Annotated in this window: 17 protein-coding genes; 8 read left to right on the top strand and 9 right to left on the bottom strand. The window is 37.0% G+C overall.

Translation table 11 applies throughout. The annotated features are described in order from the left end of the window. Positions 1 to 117 precede the first annotated feature (117 nt). From BLR83_RS04575 to BLR83_RS04585, 3 genes are all read right to left on the bottom strand, one after another. On the bottom strand, positions 118 to 2535 hold the full coding sequence (locus BLR83_RS04575) for a glycoside hydrolase family 2 TIM barrel-domain containing protein (RefSeq protein ID WP_074560631.1): 2418 nt from the start codon (positions 2533 to 2535) through the stop codon (positions 118 to 120). Positions 2536 to 2599: 64 nt separating this feature from the next. Continuing rightward, a complete protein-coding gene (locus tag BLR83_RS04580) occupies positions 2600 to 3823 on the bottom strand; it encodes an MFS transporter (RefSeq protein WP_045797735.1) in 1224 nt (407 codons plus the stop codon). Positions 3824 to 3914: 91 nt separating this feature from the next. After that, on the bottom strand, positions 3915 to 6320 hold the full coding sequence (locus BLR83_RS04585; protein ID WP_074560632.1) for a glycoside hydrolase family 2 TIM barrel-domain containing protein: 2406 nt from the start codon (positions 6318 to 6320) through the stop codon (positions 3915 to 3917). Between the two features lie 122 nt (positions 6321 to 6442). On the opposite strand from BLR83_RS04585, the gene BLR83_RS04590 reads away from it, so the two are divergent. Then, entirely contained in the window at positions 6443 to 7435 is a 993-nt protein-coding gene (locus BLR83_RS04590) for a helix-turn-helix transcriptional regulator (RefSeq protein ID WP_074560633.1), read from the top strand. On the opposite strand, the gene BLR83_RS04595 is transcribed toward BLR83_RS04590, so the two are convergent. After that, positions 7432 to 8439: a helix-turn-helix domain-containing protein gene (locus BLR83_RS04595; RefSeq protein ID WP_074560634.1), complete on the bottom strand. Its 1008-nt coding sequence runs from the start codon at positions 8437 to 8439 to the stop codon at positions 7432 to 7434. The two genes, BLR83_RS04590 and BLR83_RS04595, sit on opposite strands and share 4 nt — an antisense overlap. 226 nt (positions 8440 to 8665) lie before the next feature. Here BLR83_RS04595 and BLR83_RS04600 point away from each other — a divergent pair, with 226 nt between their 5' ends. The 4 genes from BLR83_RS04600 to BLR83_RS04615 are packed head-to-tail and all read left to right on the top strand — an operon-like array spanning position 8666 to position 15422. Next, complete coding sequence (locus BLR83_RS04600; protein WP_074560635.1) at positions 8666 to 10360, top strand: glycoside hydrolase family 3 protein; 1695 nt, start codon at positions 8666 to 8668, stop codon at positions 10358 to 10360. Between the two features lie 10 nt (positions 10361 to 10370). Next, positions 10371 to 13172: an alpha-L-rhamnosidase gene (locus BLR83_RS04605; protein ID WP_074560636.1), complete on the top strand. Its 2802-nt coding sequence runs from the start codon at positions 10371 to 10373 to the stop codon at positions 13170 to 13172. Positions 13173 to 13175: 3 nt separating this feature from the next. Beyond that, positions 13176 to 13838, top strand: a complete 663-nt coding sequence (gene pgmB, locus BLR83_RS04610; RefSeq protein WP_074560637.1) for a beta-phosphoglucomutase — start codon at positions 13176 to 13178, stop codon at positions 13836 to 13838. Between the two features lie 45 nt (positions 13839 to 13883). Further along, on the top strand, positions 13884 to 15422 hold the full coding sequence (locus BLR83_RS04615; RefSeq protein ID WP_074560638.1) for a glycoside hydrolase family 43 protein: 1539 nt from the start codon (positions 13884 to 13886) through the stop codon (positions 15420 to 15422). A 320-nt stretch (positions 15423 to 15742) separates the two neighbouring features. On the opposite strand, the gene rhaD is transcribed toward BLR83_RS04615, so the two are convergent. The 3 genes from rhaD to rhaB are packed head-to-tail and all read right to left on the bottom strand — an operon-like array spanning position 15743 to position 19306. After that, positions 15743 to 16561, bottom strand: coding sequence for a rhamnulose-1-phosphate aldolase (gene rhaD, locus BLR83_RS04620; RefSeq protein ID WP_074560639.1), 819 nt, complete (start codon positions 16559 to 16561; stop codon positions 15743 to 15745). A gap of 20 nt (positions 16562 to 16581) precedes the next feature. After that, positions 16582 to 17847, bottom strand: a complete 1266-nt coding sequence (rhaA, locus tag BLR83_RS04625) for an L-rhamnose isomerase (protein ID WP_074560640.1) — start codon at positions 17845 to 17847, stop codon at positions 16582 to 16584. Between the two features lie 16 nt (positions 17848 to 17863). Beyond that, positions 17864 to 19306 (bottom strand): rhamnulokinase, encoded by a 1443-nt coding sequence (rhaB, locus tag BLR83_RS04630; RefSeq protein WP_074560641.1) that lies wholly within the window; start codon positions 19304 to 19306, stop codon positions 17864 to 17866. 127 nt (positions 19307 to 19433) lie between these two features. On the opposite strand from rhaB, the gene BLR83_RS04635 reads away from it, so the two are divergent. The 3 genes from BLR83_RS04635 to BLR83_RS04645 all read left to right on the top strand — a co-directional run bounded on the left by BLR83_RS04635 (position 19434) and on the right by BLR83_RS04645 (position 21797). After that, positions 19434 to 20384 (top strand): AraC family transcriptional regulator, encoded by a 951-nt coding sequence (locus BLR83_RS04635; protein WP_074560642.1) that lies wholly within the window; start codon positions 19434 to 19436, stop codon positions 20382 to 20384. Between the two features lie 67 nt (positions 20385 to 20451). Further along, positions 20452 to 21393, top strand: a complete 942-nt coding sequence (locus tag BLR83_RS04640; protein WP_074560643.1) for a DHH family phosphoesterase — start codon at positions 20452 to 20454, stop codon at positions 21391 to 21393. Between the two features lie 158 nt (positions 21394 to 21551). Continuing rightward, positions 21552 to 21797 carry a type B 50S ribosomal protein L31 gene (locus BLR83_RS04645; RefSeq protein ID WP_021142736.1) on the top strand — a complete coding sequence of 82 codons (246 nt, stop codon included), beginning with the start codon at positions 21552 to 21554 and terminating at the stop codon, positions 21795 to 21797. Positions 21798 to 21894: 97 nt separating this feature from the next. On the opposite strand, the gene BLR83_RS04650 is transcribed toward BLR83_RS04645, so the two are convergent. Together BLR83_RS04650 and BLR83_RS04655 are read right to left on the bottom strand one after the other, a co-directional pair. After that, a complete protein-coding gene (locus BLR83_RS04650) occupies positions 21895 to 22653 on the bottom strand; it encodes a glucosaminidase domain-containing protein (RefSeq protein ID WP_074560644.1) in 759 nt (252 codons plus the stop codon). Positions 22654 to 22805: 152 nt separating this feature from the next. Next, entirely contained in the window at positions 22806 to 24326 is a 1521-nt protein-coding gene (locus BLR83_RS04655; RefSeq protein WP_074560645.1) for a zinc ABC transporter substrate-binding protein AdcA, read from the bottom strand. Positions 24327 to 24462 lie beyond the last annotated feature (136 nt).

The raw sequence follows: 24462 nt of genomic DNA on the forward strand, positions 1-24462 counted from the left end.
CATTTTTAAAATACTTATCAAGTTAAAAATGCCAGATTTAACGTATCATTTTTACAGATTGTTCATCGCTAAAATAAGCGATTTAACCAAGCTGCAAAGGGGGGATATCTGTCTACACTAATCTAATAATAATTGACACGATTCTTGACCACTATTCACACAAACTTTTACGACATTTTGATTCTTTCTTAAGATTGCTAAAGCTCTCCCATTAAAAGTTGTTGTCTCACAAGACTGATAAATTCCTGTTGGTTTAGGGTTAGCACTACCAAAAGCTAACAAATCAGCACCTTCTACAGCTATTTTAAGATGCTTTTCTAAATCTGTGATAACTCTATTTTGATTGTCACGATTTTCAATGGATAAGTAAAGCAAGTCTTCGTTTTGATTTTCTGCCTGAACAACCAAATGTGAGTCATTTTTATTAGCCGTATTTAGGGTAGTTGATGAAATGACTTCACCGTTTTGATAATTAATAGCCTTTAATTCACCTGGTTCATATACAGTTTCAAATCGTGTTAAATAACCGATCTCTTCACCAACGTTTTTTCTCTCAATCAAACGGTCGTTAAGATATAATTCGACTTCATCTCCAGGAGCATATACTTCAACAATTACTGGTTTGTGTTCAGCGCCTGACCATGTCCAAGAAGATACCACATCAGACATTATCCATGAAGTTTTTAATAGTGTTTCTCCATAGTGATATGGATTTTGAACTGCAATATACGGAGCTTTTCGCTTACCAAAAACAATTTCTCGATAGTATGACATAGGACGTCTAAATCCTGTTATATCAATATCACCACAATATGCTAATTGACATGGATACGTTGCGCCAAGTCCACCTTCTCCTTCACGATAAGCTGGAATTCCAATACCAGCCTCTCCAATATAGTCCCATCCAGTCCATGTAAAGTCTCCAATAACACTTGGCAGTTCTTTTACTAATTTCCAATTTCGAGCAATTTCTGGAGGGTAAGTTTCACTACCAACCATAACACGATTAGGATACTCTTTACTATCTTTCTCATATCTAGCAGTCATGTAATTATACCCAGCAATGTCAGTCATCGCAGTAGCTACTTCAAGATTCTTACTAACAATGTCATGTGTAACAATTTCGTCCATATTATCTTCCAGTGCAGACATAAAATCATTTACATTACCATCTTCATCCAAAGCTTCTGGATGGTGTTTTAAAACATCATTCATAATATCATCCATTGAATCACCTGAAACAAAAACACCATTAATAGCTGCAAGGGTCGGTCTTGTATCATCGGACAGTTTAATAAAGTCATTAATTTCTTTAGCAAGATGACTACCTTGTTGAGTTGCAATTTCTGGAATTTCATTTCCGATAGAATAAAGAATTACACTTGGATGGTTGAAATCTGATTCTACCATTGCTCTCACATCTGTCTTCCAATCATCTTTAAAGAACTGACTATAGTCGTGATCAGATTTAAAACGTGTCCACATATCAAAAGTCTCATCCATGATATACATCCCTAACTCATCACACACTTTTAACAAAACAGGAGATGATGGATGATGAGACATTCGAATAGCATTAAAGCCTGCTTCCTTCAAAATCTTAATACGACGGCGCTCTGAAGCTTCATAAGTTGCTGCCCCTAAAAGACCTTGGTCATGATGAATACAAGCTCCTCTTAATTTAGTTGTTTGACCGTTAATTCGTAGTCCTCTTTTTGAATCAACACTAAGAGTTCTAATACCAAATGTGCGTTCATCAATATCTACTTGCTCACCATTAAAAACGATAGAAGTTTTAATCGTATAAAGGCTAGGATTTTCTGCACTCCAGGTATTAGCATTTTTTATTAAATAGCGACCACTGATTTTTCTACTTTCATTGCTGTATAAAAAGTACGGACGTTTGTCACTACAAATACATTTTCCTTCATTATCTTTTATCTCAAAACAAACGTATGTTGTCTTTGCTTGTGGAGATGCATTGCTAATTGGAACTGAAATTTCAATCATAGCATCATTTTGATCAATTTCTAACGTCTTAACCATTGTCCCCTTAGGTTCAATGTGTAATAAGTTACTTGTAAGAAGATAAACATCGCGATATAGACCGCTACCTGAATACCATCGACTATTGCTCATTGCGCCGTTTCGAACCTGAACACGAATTTCATTATTTCCTTCATGAACAAAATCATTTACCTTAACAACAAAGCCAGTATAACCATAATGATGACTGCCTGCAAGTTGTCCATTGACATAGACGTAAGTATTCATATACGCCCCATCAAATCTTAATGCAATAATTTGATTTAACATATCAGAAGTGACAACTAAATTCTTAACATAAACATAATTACCACCATCATAAAATCCTGTATTACCACCATTTAAGCTATCCGCATGTGGTTCTTGATGAATCATAGCGTCATGTGGCAACGTTACTTCTTGCGCTGTTTCTGGAATATTCCATACTAAAGCAAAAGAGTTTTTATCATTCCAAAATTTCCAGTTTTCATTAAATAATAATTGTTTCATAAGTTTTCTCCAATATATACAATAGAGCTACAAAACTCAAATAAATTCTGTAGCTCTTAATATGTTATGCACGCGCAGCTTCTTCGGCTGTTCCGCGTCCGTCTGGGATGAAGGCACCGCTTTCGGCTTTTTCACCAAAACGTGTAAGGATAAGAACAACTGCAACAAGGATAGAAACCACACCAGCAAAGATAAATGATGGCACACCAGCTGGCACATGTAAAAGACTAATTAATTTTGGAGCAATAGCTGAGCTAAGTGAGTTAACAAAGGCGTAAACTGACATAACTACTGGAATTTGAGCTGGTTTAGAAACCATTGACAACAAGAATGGGCAAGTTGCCATAACCATTACCATAGCCATAGCTGCAAAAATAGCTGCAATCATCAAGACAAATGGATTTGCTGACAAGTAAGTCAAAACAAGTGTGACTAGCAAAGCGATGAAACCAAAAGCAAGTGTATTTGGCTTTGTCACTTTTCGAATGTACTTAAGACCAAATCCAGCTGCGATACCTCCGATAGTACCAACGGCATTAATGATACCAGTCATCGCTGTACCACCAACACCACGTTCTGCAACAACGATTGAGAGATTGGCTGCATATGCTGTATAGGCAATTCCAAGAAGAAATGCAATGAAGATGATGATATAAACAGGAGCTTGTAATTCTTTCAAAACTGCCACTGTTGATACTTTTTCTTTTTTTCCATCAGCTGTAACCATCACTTTTTCAGGTTCATCTTTTGGCAGGCAGATTAACACTAGCAGAAAGACTAAGATTCCGACAGCAAATACCCAGTAAAGATTACGCCAGTTTTGACCGCCAAGCACGCCACCGACACCCATAAGAATCATTGAACCAAGTGAAGTCATACCAGTGTTGATTCCCATCATTGATGAGCGTTCTTCACCGTCAAAGTATTGAGATAAGAGCATCGGATTAATTGTTGAAATAAACCCAACACCTGTTCCTAAAATCACTGAACAAGCAAGTAAGCCAATCATTGAACTATTCCAAAATGCTGGAATCAAACCACCAATTGTAACCAAAGCAACACCAAGTAAAACTAAGTTTTTCTTTGATACATGCATAGCCAATTGACCTGCAATAAGTGTAATGATAAGTGCTCCTAATCCTGGGAGTGTAGATAGAAGCTGAACAGTTGAGATGGGAGTGTTAGGAAAATCTGCAGAGATAGCAGCAATGGCTGAACCTGCAACTGACCCTGACATGGCAAGAGTAGCCATGCTGACGACACCGATTTTTGTTTTTGCAGTACTCATAGTAGTATTACCTTTCTGATTTTTAACTTGTGATTATAGTATACAAATCTGTAACCGTTTTCTCTATATCCGTTATTAAGCTTTTTTGTGTCTATTTCACAGATTTTAGAGAAAGTGATATAGCTGCTTGATTATCTTTATCTTTGGCAACAATAGCTAGTGCTTTGCCTGAAAATAGGCTAATTTCGCATAATTTATAATCAGAAATATCCGCTGGATTTCCGTTGCCAAGGCCAATAACTGTTCCTTTCTCACTTGTAACTAAAATGTCATCACAAGCTGTTGGAACTGCGTAACCATTCTCATCCAAAGCAGTTATTTCAAATAAGACAAGGTGATCTCCAGAATAAAGTTTTGTTGCCACAACATCGTTTACTCTTCCTGAGGTATGTTTAATATCTTGCGCAACAATCTCATCATCCTTATAAGCTAAAACTTTAAGTTCACCTGCTTGATAAACTACTTTATAATTAGCTTGACAATCCGTAATTTCTTTTTTACCTTGACTAACGCCATTGATAAAAACTTCAACTGAATCAGCATTTGAAAAGACACGAACTGGTGTTTTTCCCGACTCATCGATTTCTAAACCTTCCTTATTCCAATGCGGCATCACATGGACCATTGGGGCAGTTGTCCAGTGAGCCTTGTAATAATAATAGTAATCCTTTGGAAAGCCATTACCATCACAAATACCAAATTGAGAGCCGATTCCAGGATAACCAAACGGCGATGGTTCTCCAAAATAATCAAAAGCCGTCCAAAGAAAGACACCGCCCATATAAGGGTGATCTTTCAGATAGCACATAACTTCTTCGGGATGAGCCGTTCCTCCCACACCCGGATCTCCTGGCTGACGTTTTCCAGGAAGTACCATAGAATACATGGAACCAAAGTTATTACACTGACAATTATCGGCATCGTCCTTATAAATACCTCGCGTTGAAAAATAAGAAGCATTTTCCGTAGACATTATTGGTAAGTCTGGGTGTTGTTGATGAATAATTTCAGCACCTGCTCCCATCACACCTGCTTCTGGGTAATTAACTCCAAGAATATCAAAATGTTGAAGATAATCTTCATCAACGTATCCTTCTGGACTTAATAATTCAGCAGATACAAGTAAATGCTCATAATCCAAAGATTTGATTAACTGAGCAAAGCGTGTAGCATTGCGACTGCCAAAAGCTGTATTTCCAATTAGTTCCTCGTTACTAATTGACCAGAAGGCAATAGAAGCGTTCATACGAGATTTTTTTACCATTCTTTCTAAATCAGTTAAACGCCATGGACTGCTTTCTGGCAGACGGTTTTCGTTCATGACAAGAATTCCATATTTATCACAAGCCTCTAGCAGTTCTTTTGAAGCAAAATGGTGAGAACTTCGATATGCATTAACCCCCATTTCCTTCATGACTTTAATTTTGTAATCAATGATATCTTTAGAAAGAGCCACTCCAACTCCCGCAAAATCCTGATGTTCACAAACACCGTGCAATTCGTACGGATGACCATTCAAATAAAATCCTGTCTTGTCATAAGAAAAAGTTCGAATACCAAATGATTTAGAAAGATTATCTCCAGAAATTTCGACTTTTGCTTGGTACAAATTTGGATGTTCTGGTGACCAGATTTTCGGATTTTCCAAAGTCAGCTCACTAGAAAAAGCTACTGTGGCAAGTGGTCCAATCACTTGTTCATTAAATGTAATGACTTGGTCTGAAAGAGAAACTTGCGGTGCGATTTTGACTGATTTGCTACTTTCATTTGTCACTGAAAGTTCGATGCCTAGCTCTGCCGTATCATCACTCAAAGATTTTGTATAGACATAAAAATCATCTTCATTTAGATAAATTTCTGGTTTTATCTCAAGGTAAACATCCTTGTAAATTCCTGCTCCTTCATACCACCAGCCTTCGCTTCCATCTGTCGTATCAGCTTTTACCAGCAGGGTATTCTTTCCTTCATCGCCATAATAAAGCATCTCACTGACATCAAATGAGAAAGAATTGTAGCCACTATTATTATGTCCAAGATAAGCGCCATTCAACCAAATATCTGCAAAGCGACTCACCCCTTCAAAGTGAAGTATTACTCGCTTGTTCAATCTAGCATTTTCTGCGACAGCAAAGCGTTTACGATAATAGCCCACACCATCAGGCTTTGAACCTGCCATCAAATTCATCGGATTATCCTCATAAGGTAAGGCAACTTTCCAATCATGTGGCAAATCAACTGTTGTCCAAGAATCATCTAAATGGCTCTTCAAATCTGTCCCGCAAAGATTTCTTAGTCCAATCTCGGCATCACCCTGAGCAATCAATTTTAAAAAATGATTACCTCCTGGGCTCACCGGTAAGCGTGGTTGATTTTCCTCAGGCAAACTAGCTGTATAGCCACCAAATGCAAAGGCTTTTTTAGCTAATTTTTTGGGTGGATTCGGTAACTCACCAAGGTGAAATAGCCAAGATTGGTTTAAACTTATTTTTTCTCTCATCTCTAACTCCCTCCTTTGATTTCTGATTGTATTTTACCCAAAATAATTTTGTGCTATAATACAAATATCCGCTTTTTTGAAAACGTTTTACTGTAAAAAATCAACTTAGAAAAGAGTCTTGTATGTTAGAAAATATCAAAAAAGAATTTCAAAATCTAGAAAGTTCTATTACCATAGATAACATGCCTAGACTAGAAAACTCTGCTCCTCTAGCACTTTTTTATAAAAAAGAAATCAATGGAAAAATCCTTTATATCAATGTTCAAGAAGGTAAAATCCACTACTTTATTTCAGAAAATGTCGATATTCTACATCAAAACGCCTCTTTTGAATTGATGTATGTTCTTTCTGGTTCTGTCATTAATAAAATTGAAGACAAAGAGTATCTTTACCAAGCTGGGCAAGGTTGCCTTTTCAATCGTCGCATCGCGCATAGTGAGATTATCAAAAACGGACAAGTTATGTTTCTAAATATTTCTCAAAAATTTTTAGAAGACACTCTAATTCCTTTAAAAGAGTCAGAAGCTACAAACGGACAAATTTTTCAATTCTTATTAGATGATTTAGATGGTAAAGACAATTGGAGGCGCAGTTATATTGAATTTTCACCAGCTGTTCCTTTAAAGGATAGTATTTTTCACCACTTACTTGACGCTATGCAACTTGAACTTGCAACTTCTAAAGTTGGTGCAGATTATTTTCAAAAAGGCCTACTACTCCGCATTTTGACAGAACTCGAAAATCAAAATCATTTTCAAGTAAGTCCAGTTAATATCGACCTTAGCAAAGAAGAACACTTAGTTAACCGCTTAACGAGCTTAATTGAGTTACATTATGGTGATATTACACGCAAAAAGATTGAAGAAAAGATGCATTATAACTCTGAATACCTTAACCGTTTATTGAAAAAACATTGCAACATGACGATTATCAGCTATGCTAAAACTATTCGTATCAAACGTGCAAAAGAATTACTTCGTAACACTAATTTAACCGTTGCTGAAATTGCAATAGCTCTTGGATTTTCATCTGAAAACTACTTTTATCACTACTTTAAAAACTTCACAAAACTCTCACCTAAACAATATCGCACAAAAAAAGTACAAGAAAATTAATCTTGTACTTTATTTTTTAGACGGAATTCTTTTGGAGAAACTCCTAAAACTTTTCGAAACATCTTATAAAAATAAGACGGATTTTCGTAACCAACCTTCAAGGAAATTTGCTCAATCGAAGCTTTTGTATATTGCAAATACTCAGCCGCGACATTGACACGCTGCAAATGAACTAGCTTAATAAAAGTTAGTCCTGTATTCTTTTTCAAGTATGACGACAAGTAATTTGGATTAAACCCAAAATGCTCTGCCATCCCTTCTAAAGTTATGTCAGAAAAATGTTCTTCAATGTACAAAAGCATTGGCATCAATATATTTTGGTGCTTTTTCGTTTGTTCTAACGAATAGTCCGTGTGATAAAACTGACGAATCAAACGTGAAAAAAGAGTTAAAATATTGAAATGAATAATCTGATTAGCTTGAATATCTTTTTGATAATACTCTTCAATAGTGTCATGAATCAGAGAAACAATCTTTGCATCATGCTCAATTTTAAACAAGCTGTATTGCCCATCACCATAATTTTCATTGTTCAAAATAGTAAACAAAAGGTTAGAAATATTTTGTCCACCACCTGGCTGCAACATAAAATTCAAATCATTATACGTAAAGGCCGATGGCTTCAGTGCAATATTGACCACAATAGTTTCTGGAGAAATGTCATGAACACGATGAATGGTACCTCGTCCAACAATCATAATATCTTCTTCTCTGATTTCGACAGTTCCAGTTCGAGATTCAAAAACACATGAACCCACAATTGGTATAACTAGCTCAACATAATTATGAACATGAAATGGCACATAAGATTCAACTGGTTGAACTGAAACAGCAATTGGACTTGCTGTCACTTCTAAATCATCAGTAAGCGTTTGATAGAATTTATAAACTGGCTCATCTCCTAAATGCGTTGCTATATCAGCATTAAAGCCTTCTTTTATCACTTGCCATTCAATTGATTTTTGATTATTTTTACGCAATAAATCAAGTATTTCTGCGTCCATATTTGAGGTCCTTTCTAACAAAATCGACTTTTCACAGGTATTTCATATAAGATATCGACTTTTTAGATTATTATCCTTTCATATTTTACGTAAAATAAAATTAAAGTACAAGTGCATTTCTTAAAATCTGTGAAATCGACACAAAACTACTTAATTTTAGCAATAGTATCCCATATTTTTTTGAGATAAACTGTAAGCGTAAATATTTTAGACTTGGAGAAATAATATGATTGATTTAACAACAAAACCTTTCAATTTATCACAAAACGAAATCGACTATGTTCTTGAACAAGTCAAACAAATGACTACCAGTGAAAAAATTGGTCAATTATTCTTTGTGATTGGTCAAGATGAAAAGATGGTTGACCTTGATGAGTTTATCGATAAATACAAACCAGGTGGCATGATGTTCCGACCTGCTCCTGCAGCTGATATCAAGCGTCAAATTAAACAAATTCAAAACCACAGCAAATACCCGCTCTTTTTTGCAGCAAACCTAGAATCAGGGGGTAATGGCATTATCTCAGAAGGAACATGGCTAGGCATGCCGATGCAGATGGCTGCTACCGATAATACTGATGCAGCTTTCCAACTAGGAAACGTGGCTGGCTATGAAGCTAACCAAGTTGGATGCAACATGTCTTTTGCTCCTATCGTCGATATCGACAACAACTTCCGCAATCCTATCACAAATACTAGAACTTATGGTTCAGACCCAAAACGTGTCCTCAAAATGGCACAAGCACAACGAAAAGGTCTTGAAGAAAATCATGTTATCCCTGTTATCAAACATTTCCCTGGTGATGGTGTTGATGAACGCGACCAACATTTGCTATCAAGTATCAATAGTTTGTCAGCTGAAGACTGGTCAAGTACTTACGGACACATTTATAAAACCTTTATCGACCAAGGAATCTCAACTATCATGATTGGGCATATCTATCAACCTGCTTGGGAAAGAAAATTACAAAAAGGTATTGCAGACAAAGATTTACGTCCGGCATCTGCTTCAAAACTTTTGATCAATGGACTTCTTCGCAAAGAACTTGGCTTTAATGGTCTTGCCATGACAGATGCCACAGCTATGGTCGGCTACAATGTCATCCTTCCTCGTAAAGAATTACTTCCTGCCACAATCAATGCAGGAGTTGATATGATTCTTTTTAATAAAAATATCGATGAAGATTACAAAGCTATCACAGAAGCTGTTGAAGCTGGACTTATCTCTGAAGCACGCCTCAACGAAGCAGTCGCACGCATTCTTGCAACTAAAGTTGCCCAAAACATTTTAACAACAGATGGTAAATTAGGTATCGACATCCCTGAAAATTTGGATTTGAAATCTGACGAACATCTAACAATCGCTGAAAATATTGCTAAACAATCTGTTACCCTTGTCAAAGACCGCGATCAGCTTCTTCCAATTTCATCAGAAAAAACACCTCGTGTTCGCTTAGTTGTTCTTGGTGATTCAGACGACGGTGGTTTCAAAGAAGGTGGTAAAGTCTCTGACCTTTTCAAAGAAGAACTTGAAAAAGCTGGTTTTGAAGTGACTCCGTTCCAAATGGATTTCCATGAAATGTTTGAAGAAGGTGTTTGTGATTTGAAGGAAAAATTTGACCTTGCTTTCTATGTTGCAAACGTCGAGACTGCTTCTAACCAAACCACAACACGACTTGATTGGATTCATTTAATGGCAGCAAATGCCCCATGGTTTGCAAAAGCTATTCCTACTGTTTTCGTATCAACTGCAAATCCATATCACCTATTTGATGTGCCTTATCTTTCAACTTACATCAATGCATACACAGGAAATACGGCAAATGTCAAAGCCATCATTCGTAAAATGACAGGTAAAGAAGCCTTTGAAGGTGTCAGCCCTGTCGACCCAACTTGTGGTGATTTTAACGCAGCACTTTAAGGAGATAACTATGAAAATAACAGCTATTACTATTAATCACATGACTGAACCAATCGGTTTTCAATTGAATAGTCTTCATATCAATTTTAAAATTGAATCTGATGCGAGCGAAAATATCAAAAAACAACTCATCATCAAGCACGATAATAACACGGACTACCAAAGTGATTTTATTACTTATGATAACAACGCTTTTGAACCAAGTATCCCGCTAAGTCCACGCACTCGTTATGATGTTATCGTCAATATCAAACGAGAATCTGGTGAGATTATCAGCGCTTCAACATTTTTTGAAACCGGAAAAATGACTGAAGCCTTTGAAGCACAATGGATTACAAATGCTGACAAAGATATTCAAAATACTCTTTTTCATAAAAGTGTAAATATCTCTAAAAAAGTTGCTAAAGCTCGTCTTTACATGACAGCTCTTGGTGTTTACGAAACCTTTATTGATGGCAAAAAAGTCGGAAATGAATTTCTTGCTCCAGGTGTTGATGACTACACTCAATGGATTCAAGTACAAACTTATGACATCACTGATGCCATTCAAAAAGGTGAACACGACTTGCTTATCTCAACAGCTGACGGTTGGTTTAAAGGACCTTATGGCTTTATCGAAGGAATGAAATGCATCTATGGTGACCAACACCGTGCTATCGCTGAATATCATATTGATTATGAAGACGGCAGCCATGAAATCATCACCACTGACCAAAGTTGGAAAACAACAGCAGGGAATGTCACCAAATCATCTATTTACTACGGTGAAGACCGTGATGACACTTTTGAAATCAAAGACTGGCAACCAGTTGTTATCAGTGAAGCAGATAAAAGTATTCTATCTGACCGACTTAGTCTGCCACTTGTCGTCAAAGAAACTCTTGATGTCAAAGAAGTGATTCAAACACCTGCAGGAGAAACCGTACTTGATTTTGGACAAAACCATGCTGGTCTTTTCCGCTTCTACAACCGTGCTCCAAAAGGCACTAAAATTCACATTCAAGTTGGTGAAATTCTTCAAAAAGGTAATTTCTATCGTGAAAACCTTCGTACAGCACGCGCAGCTTTTGACTACATTTCTGACGGTGTTGAAAAATGGGTACAACCAAGCTTTACTTACTACGGTTATCGTTACATGAAAGTTGAAGGCATTGAAAACCTTAATCCTGATGACTTCAAAGCTGATGTGATTTACTCTGATATGGAAAGTACTGGTAACATCACAACTCAAAACAGTAAGGTCAATCGCTTATTCAAAAATGTTATTTGGGGACAAAAGAGTAATTTTGTGGATTCGCCAACAGATTGTCCGCAACGTGACGAACGCTTAGGATGGACTGGAGATGCTAACGTCTTTTCTAATACTGCTCTTTTAAATATGAATGCTTACGCTTTTTATCGTAAATTCTTAAAAAATGTGGCGATTGAACAAAAACTAAATGACGGCCGTGCACCAATGTACGCGCCAGCATTTGGAAATGATGATGGCGGAGGAGCTATTTGGGGCGATGCAACAACGTTTGTCCCTTGGAATGCCTACCAAGCAACTGGAGATGCAAGTATCCTCACAGAACATTATGACTCAATGCGTGATTGGGTAGATTGGATTACTCGCAACACATCAACACCAAACCTTTGGACAAATTGTTTCCAATTTGGTGACTGGCTTGCACTTGACGGTGAAAATCCAGCCATGCCAACAGGAAAAACTGACGAAGACTTTATTGCATCTATTTACTATTATTATTCAGCGTACATTGTCTCTGAAACAGCTAAACTGATGGGAAATTCTGCTGATGCTCTCAAGTACGCCGAACTTTCACAAGCTATTAAAACAGCCATCCACGACGAATATATTTCTAAAAATGGTCGTCTAACTATTGATACCCAAACAGCTTACGCTCTTGCTCTTCAATTTAACCTTATTCCCGAAGAACAAACTAACCGAGTAGTTGGTGACCTCGTTAATCGTCTTGGTAAAGACGACAATCACCTAAAAACTGGCTTTGTCGGCACACCATACGCTAACCAAATGCTCTCAAAATATGGTCATCATAAACTAGCAACAACAATCTTTCTTCACGAAGATTATCCATCATGGCTCTACGCTGTCAATCTTGGCGCAACCACTATCTGGGAACGCTGGAATTCTGTCATGCCTGACGGTTCAATGAATCCTGAAGGAATGAATTCACTCAATCACTATTCAATCGGAGCCATCATGGAATGGGCTTATAAATACGTTTTAGGAATTCGAAATCCTCAAAAAGGCTACCAAGAATTTGACTTGGCACCAGAATTTGATGCACGTCTCAACAAAGTTAACGGCTACTTTGACTCTCCTTATGGCAAAATCGCTGTCGCTTACGAAATTGAAAGTGATGATAACCACACAATTAACATGACATTAACAGTGCCATTTGGCTCAACAGCTCACCTTACTCTTCCACGTTCTGAAAATCGTAAAGTCTTAGTTAACACCGAAGAACGACTTGGTGGACAATTTGATTTGACGGCAGGGACTTATGCCATTAGCTACCAACCAAATAAAGACTACATCGAACGTTATTGCGCTAACACTTCTGCTGCTGAAATTATGGCAGATAGCTACTTGGTTGAAAAAATTGACCAGATTGACCCTATCCTTGATTTCTTCCGTAAAGACCCTGACGCTGTTAATGGAGGACTCGGCAAACTATCTCTTGCAAAATTAAATGAAATCTTGCCATTTATCACAATCTCCCAAGAAAATCTTGCTAAAATTGCTGAACTTCTCGAAGCAACACCAGTTAAATCTCAAAGAAAGGATTAAGTCATGAAAGGTGTATTATTTGATCTTGATGGCGTTATTGCTGATACTGCAGTCTATCATTTTGCAGCTTGGCACCATTTAGTAAAAAAACATTTTAATGCTGAATTACCTGATAAACTAGAAGAGAAAACAAAAGGTGTTAGTCGAGAAGATTCTCTGCGTATCATTCTAGATTTTTTAGGCATTCAAGTCTCTCAGGAAAAATTCACAGCCTTGGCTGCTGAGAAAAATCAAGCTTACGTTAAAGCTCTAGATGCTCTTTCTGAAAAAGATATTCTTCCAGGTATCAAGGATTTGCTTGATGATTTCAAAAAGCATGACATTAAGATTTCGCTTGCTTCTGCCAGCAAAAATGGCCCCCTAATTCTTGAAAAACTCGGTCTAACAGATTGCTTCGATGCTATTGCAGATCCTGCAAAAGTCACAGCAGGAAAACCTGCTCCAGATATTTTTCTAGCAGCAGCATTTGCTTTAAATATCTCTCCTTATGATTGCGTAGGTATTGAAGATTCTGTTGCTGGAGTTAAAGCAATCAACAGTGCAGGCAGTGTTTCCATCGGTGTTGGTGGCGATGAGCTCAATCATGCTGATAAACGCTTTAACAGTACAGTTGACTTAAATTATCAAGATATCCTAGAAGCTTGGAAAACTTACAATCACAACTAAACCTAGCCGAGTTAATCACTCGGCTTTTATTGAAAGGAATTTATAATGACTATTACTTCTTACCAAAATCCTATTTTACGTGGAATGTACCCAGACCCATCTATCGTACGTGTCGATGATACTTTTTACCTTGTTAATTCAACTTTTGAATACTACCCTGGAATTGCAGTATCTAAATCAAAAGACCTTCTTAATTGGACAAAATTACCCAGCATCGTTAAAAATCACAAGCAAGCTGACTTACGACAAGCAAAATCAAATGAAGGAATTTTTGCTGTCTGTATTCGATATCACGAAGGCTACTTTTACGTCATTACCACAAACTTTGCTGAATGGAAAAACTTTATTATTCGTGGAAAATTAAGCGTGGACAAGGAAAAGATTATTTGGGAAAACAAACGTATTGAAGTTGATTTTCCTGGGATTGATCCAGACTTGTACTTTGAAGATGGAAAAACTTATGTCCAATTCACTGGCTATCTTGAAAATGGGCAAAAGGCAATCCAACAAATTGAAATTGACATAGCAACTGGTCAGACTCTTCGTCCAGCTGAAATTTTAACTTATGGATCTGGTGGACGTGATGTGGAAGGGCCTCATATTATCAAAAAAGGTAATTACTACTACCTTCTTCTTGCAGAAGGAGGAACAGGCATGGGGCATATGATTACCATGTTCCGAAGTAAAAATCTTTGGGGACCTTACGATGAAGCTGCACCTAATAATCCACTTTTTACTAACCGTGACCGCGCTGAACAACCACTTCAAAACATTGGTCACGCCGACCTTTTTCAAGACCAACTTGGCAATTGGTGGCTAACTTGCCTTGGAACACGACCAGCTAGTGTTGGTTTTGTCCAATACACAAATATCGGACGCGAAACACTTCTCTATCCCGTTGATTGGTCTGGAGATTGGCCTGTCATCAACAATGGCACACCAACTCAAACAGTTGATATGACAGCATTTCCAGAACACGCAAAGATTCTTTCTGAACAAAAAGCAACCGATTTTATTGATACCTTTGAAACTACTGAACTAAATCCTGAATGGATTAGCTTACGTGATAGCTTAGCTAGCCGCATTATTTTCAAAAATCATACGCTAACTCTTACTGGTTCAACTGAAAAACTAGACGGGCTTGGCGTGCCAAGTTTTCTTGCTGTTCGCCAAACAGAACACGACGAAATCTTCCAAATTGAACTTAGTAAAGACAGCAAACTTAATAGCGGTGCTTTTGGCTTAGCAGTCATGATAAACTCTAATCACTATGCCACTCTTATGATTGAAAAATTTGAAGATTGCTTTGCCATTTACAAACACCTCAAAGTCCTTGATATCGACGTAAACGAAAAAATCGGTGAACTTTCCGAGTTACCAAAAGAACTCAGCGTCACTAATACTAAAGAAAATAAAATTTTTACTGCAAAAACAAATATCGAAGAAATCAACTTCACTATTAACGCTATGCACTTCTCAAACGAAGCTATCGCAGCTTTGAATACTGGTGATGTTCAAGGTATCTACGTTACTGGTGACGCCACAATGACTATTAATAAAGCAAGTCGCAAAAAAATTAACTAGGAAATAAGCCTGAGGATGATATCCCTCAGGTTTATTTTTTAGTTTTATCAATAAAAAAGCAAAGTCGAGCCTCTGCGACCTTGCTTTTTTGGATATTATGAAAAAGAAAGTTTTAGGATTGTTTATCTAATAGCTGCTTTACTTAGTAAATCCCTAAGCTACTGTACTACCTGCCAAAAAATTCTTGTACAAGAACTATAACCAAAATTACCAATAATTTTAGGTGCTGTCTCGTTTACCTAACTATTTATGATCAAAAGCATACCAAAAGCCAATCTTATTAGAGATTGGCTTATTTTTGAGGAGAGTACTTTAAAATTTTATTCTAAAAATCCATCATGCGGTTTGACACCAAAATAGTCAGCAATTTCTTGTAATTGTTTATCTGAAATTTCTTGCTTGATATTTCCACCCTGTGCACCAACTTGAGAGTATATCATAGCAGCTTTTTCTAAAACTTCGACTAATCCATACGTATCGTCTAGTGATGCTCCTGAAGCAAATAAGCCATGATGTGGCCATAAAACAGCCTGATAATCAGACATTTTCACTGCAGTTGCTTCCCCAATTTCATTTGTACCAGGTGTCATATAAGGAATGACACCAATTCCTTCTGGGAAAACTACAATTGATTCAGCTTGCATTTTCCATAAAAGACGTGATAAATGGCGTTCTGATAATTCTTGTGTAAATGTCAAAGCAATCAAATTTGTTGGGTGACAATGGAAAACAACACGTTGTTCAGAATTAACTTTCAATCGTTCAATATGACTCATCAAATGGCTTGGAAATTCTGATGTTGGACGTCCACCTTCATTAAATCCCCAGACAATACCATATGATTTTCCATCTTCAGAAATTTTGACCAAACCAAGGTCACGTTCAGGGTTATCGTAGACATTTCTAAAATGACAGCCTGTTCCTGTGACTAAATAATAATATCCAGCTAAAGTTGAAGCATCAAAGCCAAGTTCATAAGTTCGCTTAGCATCTGCTACATCTTCAAAACTTTCTACTTCTTCAGCAGTTAAACGATAAGAAACATTACCGCCATTGCGTTCATCCCAATATCGAAGATAAGATTCACGAGTGATATTACGCATATTTTTTACAAATGATGATTCTACAAATTTTGTCATTTTTTCTCCCTCTTAGCTTATTAATTGCGTTCTGCTAAAATTTTAGCTTCATAATCTTTGACTTCTTTAAACCAATCTAAACCTACTGGAACATCATTTTTAAGGCAGAAGTAATTCCAAACATCGCTGTATGGGAAATCTTTTAATTCTTCTGTCAAAACTAAACGTGATGTGAAATCAAATTGATTTTCCATTTCTTTCAATTCTTGTGTTGGTTCAAGCATAGCCTTCAAAAGAGCTTTTTGGGTATTACGAGTTCCAACAACCCAAGCAGCAATACGATTGATTGTGCCATCAAAGAAATCAAGACCAATTGCTGTACGGTCAAGTAAATCATTACGAACAATTTCTTTAGCAATTTCTTGCAACTCATCATCCATAATCACAACATGATCTGAATCCCAACGAACAGGACGTGACACATGGAGCATCAAACGATTACTAAATAAAGCAAGTGAAGAAATTTTATTAGAAATAACTTCTGTTGGGTGGAAATGTCCTGCATCAAGCAAAATTGTCTTGTGACGTGTTAAACCATAGCCCATATAAAATTCATGAGAACCAACTGTGTAAGCTTCAGCACCAAGACCGAACAATTTACTTTCAACAGTATCAATATTATATTGTTCATCAATTTCTTCAGAGAAGATTTCATCAAGTGATTCCATCAAGCGTTTACGAGGTGCCATACGATCAATTGGGTTGTCCTTAAAGCCATCAGGAACCCAGAAATTAGTGTAGCAAGGTTGACCAAGTTCCTTACCAAAATATTCTGCAATGCGACGACTGCGTTTCCCATGTTCAATCCAATAATCACGAACTTCTTTATCAGGATGAGAAAGAGTAAAGCCATCTTTCATCATTGGATGTGAGAAAAATGTCGGATTAAAGTCAAGACCAACTCCTTGCTCTTTAGCCCAATCAACCCATTTTTCGAAATGTTTTGGCTCGATTTCATCTAAATCTACAGCTTCATCCGTATCAAGGTAAATCGCATGGAGATTAAGTTTGTGTTTACCTGGAATAAGTGAATAAGCTTTTTCAAGATCAGCACGCAATTCTTCCGGTGTATGAGCAGCACCTGGGTAATTACCAGTTGACATAATTCCACCAGTCAATTCTCCTTCTGGTGTCAAAAATCCTTTAACATCATCACCTTGCCAACAATGCATTGAAAGTTTTACATTTTGTAATTTTTCAAGAACAGCGTCTGTATCAACACCTACTTCTGCATAACGTGCTTTTGCTGCTTCATATGCTTTTTCAATTGTTTCTTTACTTGCCATAATATTATCCTCTTTTTTAAAGTACGGTTTTTTTATAAATTTCTAAGTGGTCACGGTCAGCAATCGGACGTGGTTCATAGCGTTCTAATGATTGGTTTTCACTTAACCATAGTCGTGCTTCTCTTAAGTCTTGAAGCTCTCCTGAAGTTATCATCTGAACCATGATATTTCCAAGAGCTGTAGCTTCACCAGGTCCTGCAACAACAGGCTTTCCAATAACATCAGCAGTCAATTGATTGAGCAATTTCACATTGCTACCACCACCTACAATATGGAGAACTTCCAATTCATGACCGATTAATTTTTCAAGAACTTTCCATTCATGTGCATAAGCAAGTGCTAAATTTGAGTACACGCACATCACTAATTCACCAACCGTTTCAGGAACAATTTGCCCACTCTCGAGACAATAATCCTGAATTTCTGTAATCATATTATCTGGATTAGTGAATCGATCATCATTTAAATTTACATATTGTAAAAATGGCTCAACTTGATAGGCCTGCTCTGCCATTTCTGCAAATGTATACTGATAATCAAGCATCCGAGCAATTTCTTGCACCGTCCACATTCCAGTAATATTTTTTAAGAAACGGTAAGTCTTGTAAGCTCCCCACTCATTTGTGTAGTTTTCTTCAAATGCCTTCTGACTTAGTATTGGCTCTTGATTTTCAACACCAATCAAAGACCAAGTTCCACTTGACAGATAAACCCAATTGTCATTAGTGGCAGGTGCACCAACAACTGCTGAAGCTGTGTCATGCGTTGCAACAGCAATAACTGTAGCTTCAGGTAAGTCATACTTAACATACAAGTCTGAAGACAGTTTTCCAATAACCGTTCCAGTTTCAACCAATTCTGGAAACTTATCTAAATCAAGTCCAGCAATATTCAGAAGTTCCTTATCATAATTACGACTATGAATATTCAAATACTGAGTAGTCGAGCCATTTGTAACCTCACCCACTTTTTTTCCTGTCAACCGATAGGCGATATAATCAGGAATCATAAGAATCGTTTTAGACTTTGCTAGTAACTCCCTATCTTCAGCACATAATTGATATAAAGTATTGAAATTCAAAAATTGAATACCAGTTTTTTGGTAAATTTTTGATTTTGACATTTTCTCAAAAGCTTTCGCCATGACTCCTTGTGTTCGTGCATCACGATAAGCTACAGGATCAGCTAATAATTCATCATTTTCATCCAAGAGAACATAATCAACCGCCCAAGTATCAATACCAATTGTACAGGTATCAACACCATAAGTTTTTACTTTTTCAAGACCAAGTAAAATTTCCTCAATCAAATGATTAATATTCCATCTGTCATGACCATCACTTTTAGTAAAGCCATTTTTAAAACGATGAATTTCAGTTATATCAAGCCTTTTGCCAGTTTTTGCAAGAATAACACGTCCACTTGAAGCACCAATGTCAATTGCTACATGATAAGTCATTTTTTCTCCTTTCTATTTATTAACCGTTTACATTTACTATTTAACACTATTTCAGTTTATGGTACAATAACAGATAGAAAGTGTAATCATATCATATTTACAGATATGGAGACATGAGGTATTTAAAATGACACTTGAAGAATTACTTTTGAAAGAAACTGACCATGAAAAGAAACAAAAAAGTCTTGGCTTCATCCCAGACTTGAAAGATACTAAAATTATCGATGGTATCATGCAACTTCCAAATACTTTATTTTTTGATAATAAAGACATCCATATTTCAAAACACAATCGCTACGCTGATTATCCAGAGCACTCTCATCAATTCTTAGAACTCAATTTTATGTTTAAAGGAAGCTGCCACCAAGTCATTAATGGGAAGGATTTTACATTGGATGAAGGAGACATTTTACTAATGGACTCTGGTAGTAGACACTCCATCTCAGCTCTAGGTAAGAAAGACATCTTGATCAATATCCTTTTTCAAAATAACAATGTTTCCCTTGATTGGTTGACCCAACTCCAAGGGCAAAATAGTTTGTTATACCAACTTTTATTAGCAAATTCAACCAATCACCACAAACTTAATTACCTAGTTTTACCCACAAAAGATAACAAGCACATCAAACAAATCATTGAACAAATGATGACTGAATACTTTATCCCAAGTGATTTCTCTCAAACAATTATTAGTCATTACTTGCCAATCCTCTTCTATGAAATCGCACGTACCATGGGAAAAATGGATCAAACACAAAAAATTGAACTGGAAGAAACACCCTATCTTCAGGTTATTCGACTAATTGATGAACACTATCAAGATTTAACCTTAACCGACTTGGCACAACAACTTAATTTCAATAAGAATTACCTTAGCAATCTTATTAAAGACAAATCTGGCTCAACTTTCACAGAGCTCATCAATCAGCGAAAATTAATGAAAGCACAGCTACTTTTAAAATCAACACGCATGCCAATTTATGAAATCGCACAAAACGTTGGTTTTTCAAATAAAAATTATTTTTATAAAAAATACCGTGAGCACTTTGGTAAATCCCCCAAAGATGAAAGAGATTAGAGATTTAAATAATACTCCATTTCATGCTATAATAGGATAAATCTCTAGCTTACAAAGGAATTTAGATATGAATACATTTGAAGAAATTTTAGAAAAAATTAGATCTTACGACACCATTATCATTCACCGTCACCAAAGACCTGACCCTGATGCTCTTGGTAGTCAAGCAGGCTTGCGTGAATTAATTAAGCATAATTTCCCAAATAAAACAGTTTTAGCAACAGGTTTTAATGAGCCGACACTTGCTTGGGTGACAAGTATGGATGAGGTCGCGGACAGCGATTACGACGGTGCTTTGGTTATCGTCACAGATACAGCCAACACCCCTCGTATCGATGATGACCGCTACACAAACGGCGATTGCCTCATCAAGATTGACCACCACCCTAACGATGATGTTTATGGTGACCTGCTCTATGTGGATACTAAAGCATCAAGTGCAAGTGAAATCATCTCAGACTTTGCCTTTTCGACTGGTCTAAAAGTCTCTAGCGAAGCTGCACGACTTCTATACTCTGGTATTGTCGGAGACACTGGACGTTTCTTATACCCAGCTACAAGCAGCAAAACCTTCATGATTGCAAGTAAACTTCGTGAATATGACTTTGATTTTTCAAGTCTAGCTCGCCAAATGGACTCTATTTCATTTAAAATTGCCAAACTTCAAGGCTTTGTCTATGATAACTTAGAAGTTGATGATAATGGGGCTGCGCGTGTGGTGTTGACGCAAGAAACTATGAAAAAATACAATGTCACTGAAGCTGAAACTTCTGCTATCGTTGGTGCTCCAGGTCGTATTGATTGTGTTCAATCTTGGGCGATTTTCGTTGAGCAAGCTGACGGTAACTACCGTGTTCGCTTGCGTAGTAAAACACAAGTCATCAACGAGATTGCTAAACGCCACGACGGTGGGGGGCACCCACTTGCCAGCGGAGCCAATTCTTACAGCCTTGAGGAAAACGAGCAAATCTATCAAGAAATCAAAGATTTACTAGCCTCAAAAAACTAAGCTCAGGCCTGCTATAGAGCGTTTTTTAACAATTATATTTCAATTCAATTATTTTGCACAAAAGTCTTGTCAAATATCTCATTATTTGATAAACTATAGAAGTTAAAATAACTATGGTGCGTAAAAAATCACCATGGCAGAAAGGAAAACTTTTAACAATGAAACAAAATATCCACCCAGAATACCGTCCAGTAGTATTCATGGACACAACTACTGGTTACAAATTCCTTAGCGGTTCTACAAAAGCTTCTGACGAAACTGTAGAATTTGAAGGCGCTACTTACCCACTTGTACGTGTGGAAATCTCATCAGATTCTCACCCATTCTACACTGGTCGCCAAAAATTCACTCAAGCAGATGGTCGTGTGGATCGCTTCAACAAAAAATACGGTTTCACAAAATAAGAAATCGCATTTATTACAAGAAGTCATTTCGAGCAATCGAGATGGCTTTTTTGTTTTTCTGTAAATAGGACAACAAAAAAAAGAGCTTACGCTCTTTTTATCTAATATAAGCTAGCCAAGCTTCATCTTCTGCTAGAATATCTGAACTAGTGTATGAACCGCGGTATTTGTTCCAAACGTGGTTTGGATTAACAGTTTCAGTAGCTTGATTGTTTTGTTGAGTTTGGGTATCTTGTTCGGTAGTTTCTTGAGCGTCATCGGTTACCAACGGCTCATCATAGCTTGTTAAGCCGTATTGCTCAATTAAGGCATTTAACTTATCAGCGTAAGCAGTATCTGTGGCATAACGACCAGTCAGAGCCGCTGTGGCATCTTGATAAGAAGAGGTATTTGACTTCCAAGTATCCGCATAAAGATTCCAACTCAATAAATTAGCATAGTCATTGAGCGAATCTGCTAAGCTGTTGTATGAGCGAAAGGCTTGGTCAATCTCATAAGTATTTCCACTGCCATCATCTTCCCAAGTCTGCATGACGACTGAATTACCATTATAAGCCCCTTTTACCCCAAAGAAATTATAATAAGGTTCTTGGCTGAGTGCTGATTGGCCACTACTTGATTCTAAAACAGCTTGAGCAATCATCACTGAAGCATAAAGATTTCTTTCTTGACCAATTTGTCGAGCTGTTTCGCCGATACTTGTAATAAAATCAGCTGTCGCCGTAGGGGAAACTTGACCTGATTCAGCAATAACAGCGTGAGCAGCATGCCTGAAAGTGAGGTTAATTCCCAATGTCATACAAGTAACTAAGGTCGAACAAGCTAAAAAGAATTTTGTCACTTGCTTGTCTTTCACGTGGCCTCCTAAATTGTAAGTGCTATCTTAACCCATTATAGCAAAGTTTTCATAAGCTGGCAACGCGATGTCCTGCTCTCAAAAATCAGCTTTTTACCACTTCTCTTTAAAAAGAAAAGGCTTGAATCATTTGATTCAAACCTTTAATTATTTTAGTGAGCAACAAGGTGTTGGGCAATTTCTTGACCAGATTCTTTAGCTGGGAAGTAAGTTGGCCAGTGATCCATTTCTTTTAGAATTTCGTCTTGGCTACTGTTACCCCAGAAAAGATGGAAATGTTCAACATCTGTCGAGGTGATATTGTGGTCACTGAATTGAATGTATTTGAATTCACCAGCGTCTTTGTCATCTGTTTCAAACAAATAACGAACACCACGGTTACCTTTCTTGTATTTCAAGATTTTGTGACCTACGTATTTGTAAGTGTAGGTATGCTTTTCACCATTTCGAACAAAAGTAACTTTGTTTTTCTTACCATCGATGATGATTTGTTCAACGTCCGTTTGATACCCTTTTGTGTAATAATCTTTAACTTCTTGGGCAGTTTGCTCACCTTTTGAAGCTTTAGCTTTATAATCCCAGACAGGATCAAGTGTGCCATCAAGAAGGTATGGGTAGGCAGATTGCCATTTCCCTGTCCAATCGCTTAATTTGCGGTCAGTGACATCTTTATCTTTAAAATAGCCGTGCTGAACAGTTTTCGTGTCATCTGTTTCAGCTTTGATTTCTTTACCTTTGACATCAGTTGTCAATTTCAAAGCTTTCAAGTTTTCTTTCATAACTGAGAAATAATCTTCGCCAGCTTTGATTTGTTTATTGGTTAAACTTTCTAGCGGATTTAAAACTTTTGTTTTCACACCAGCTTCATCTGCTAACGTTGCAGCAACTTTACTTGACGCATTTTCTTCAAAGTAAATGTATTTGATATCGTATTTTTTAACGTATTTTGTAAGGCTCGCAATACGTTTTGCTGAAGGTTCTACTTCTGGTGAAATCCCAGCAATTGAGATTTGGTTCAAACCATAATCAAGTGCTAAATAACCAAAAGCAGCGTGCTGAGTGACGAAGCTTTTTTGTTTGGCATTTGAAAGTCCATCTGTGTAGGCTTTGTCCAAGTCATTGAGTTTTTCAATGTAAGCAGCGCTGTTGGCTTTAAAAGTATCAGCTTTATCAGGGTATTTAGCAACAAAAGCATCTCGGATATTTTCAACCAAAGTAACCGCGCGTTTTGGTGACAACCAGACGTGTGGGTCATATTCATGACTATGTCCTTCATGCTCGTCATGGTCTTCGCCTTCTTCTTCAGCTGTACCAGCCATGAGAAGCATATCTCCACTTGCTCGAACGATAGTTAGGTTATCAGAATCAATTGATTTTTTGACTTTTTTAACCCATGTTTCCATGCTGTCATCCATGTAGACAAACATATCAGCATCTGAAATCGTAGCTACATTTTTAGTAGATGGTTCAAAATCATGTGGTTCTGTCCCAGCTTTAATCAGCATTGATACATCAGCTGTATCACCAGAAACAGCCTTGGTAAATTCGTAGACAGGATAAAAAGTTGTTACCACTTTAATCTTGTCATCTGCAGCAACCTGCTTAATATGACTAACTTGCCAAACAAGCAAAAGCGCAAGTACATTTATCAACAAAAGAAATTTCTTCTTCATGATGGCTCCTTTTCTTAACTAGTTAATGGTTTACCAGTAAAGTATATCCAAACTTTCAACTTTTTGCAAGCATTTTTTGTAAATTTTTTCGCTTTCATACAAAAAATCCTCCGAAAAATTTTCAGAGGATTTATCT

Origin of the sequence: Streptococcus equinus (assembly GCF_900101445.1) — a bacterium.
Taxonomy (GTDB): domain Bacteria; phylum Bacillota; class Bacilli; order Lactobacillales; family Streptococcaceae; genus Streptococcus; species Streptococcus equinus_B.

Bases quoted from the DNA above. Each gene is read 5' to 3' on its own strand.
- BLR83_RS04575 (WP_074560631.1), bottom strand. From the start codon at position 2,535: ATGAAACAATTATTATTTAATGAAAACTGGAAATTTTGGAATGATAAA.
- BLR83_RS04580 (WP_045797735.1), bottom strand. From the start codon at position 3,823: ATGAGTACTGCAAAAACAAAAATCGGTGTCGTCAGCATGGCTACTCTT.
- BLR83_RS04585 (WP_074560632.1), bottom strand. From the start codon at position 6,320: ATGAGAGAAAAAATAAGTTTAAACCAATCTTGGCTATTTCACCTTGGT.
- BLR83_RS04590 (WP_074560633.1), top strand. From the start codon at position 6,443: ATGTTAGAAAATATCAAAAAAGAATTTCAAAATCTAGAAAGTTCTATT.
- BLR83_RS04595 (WP_074560634.1), bottom strand. From the start codon at position 8,439: ATGGACGCAGAAATACTTGATTTATTGCGTAAAAATAATCAAAAATCA.
- BLR83_RS04600 (WP_074560635.1), top strand. From the start codon at position 8,666: ATGATTGATTTAACAACAAAACCTTTCAATTTATCACAAAACGAAATC.
- BLR83_RS04605 (WP_074560636.1), top strand. From the start codon at position 10,371: ATGAAAATAACAGCTATTACTATTAATCACATGACTGAACCAATCGGT.
- pgmB (WP_074560637.1), top strand. From the start codon at position 13,176: ATGAAAGGTGTATTATTTGATCTTGATGGCGTTATTGCTGATACTGCA.
- BLR83_RS04615 (WP_074560638.1), top strand. From the start codon at position 13,884: ATGACTATTACTTCTTACCAAAATCCTATTTTACGTGGAATGTACCCA.
- rhaD (WP_074560639.1), bottom strand. From the start codon at position 16,561: ATGACAAAATTTGTAGAATCATCATTTGTAAAAAATATGCGTAATATC.
- rhaA (WP_074560640.1), bottom strand. From the start codon at position 17,847: ATGGCAAGTAAAGAAACAATTGAAAAAGCATATGAAGCAGCAAAAGCA.
- rhaB (WP_074560641.1), bottom strand. From the start codon at position 19,306: ATGACTTATCATGTAGCAATTGACATTGGTGCTTCAAGTGGACGTGTT.
- BLR83_RS04635 (WP_074560642.1), top strand. From the start codon at position 19,434: ATGACACTTGAAGAATTACTTTTGAAAGAAACTGACCATGAAAAGAAA.
- BLR83_RS04640 (WP_074560643.1), top strand. From the start codon at position 20,452: ATGAATACATTTGAAGAAATTTTAGAAAAAATTAGATCTTACGACACC.
- BLR83_RS04645 (WP_021142736.1), top strand. From the start codon at position 21,552: ATGAAACAAAATATCCACCCAGAATACCGTCCAGTAGTATTCATGGAC.
- BLR83_RS04655 (WP_074560645.1), bottom strand. From the start codon at position 24,326: ATGAAGAAGAAATTTCTTTTGTTGATAAATGTACTTGCGCTTTTGCTT.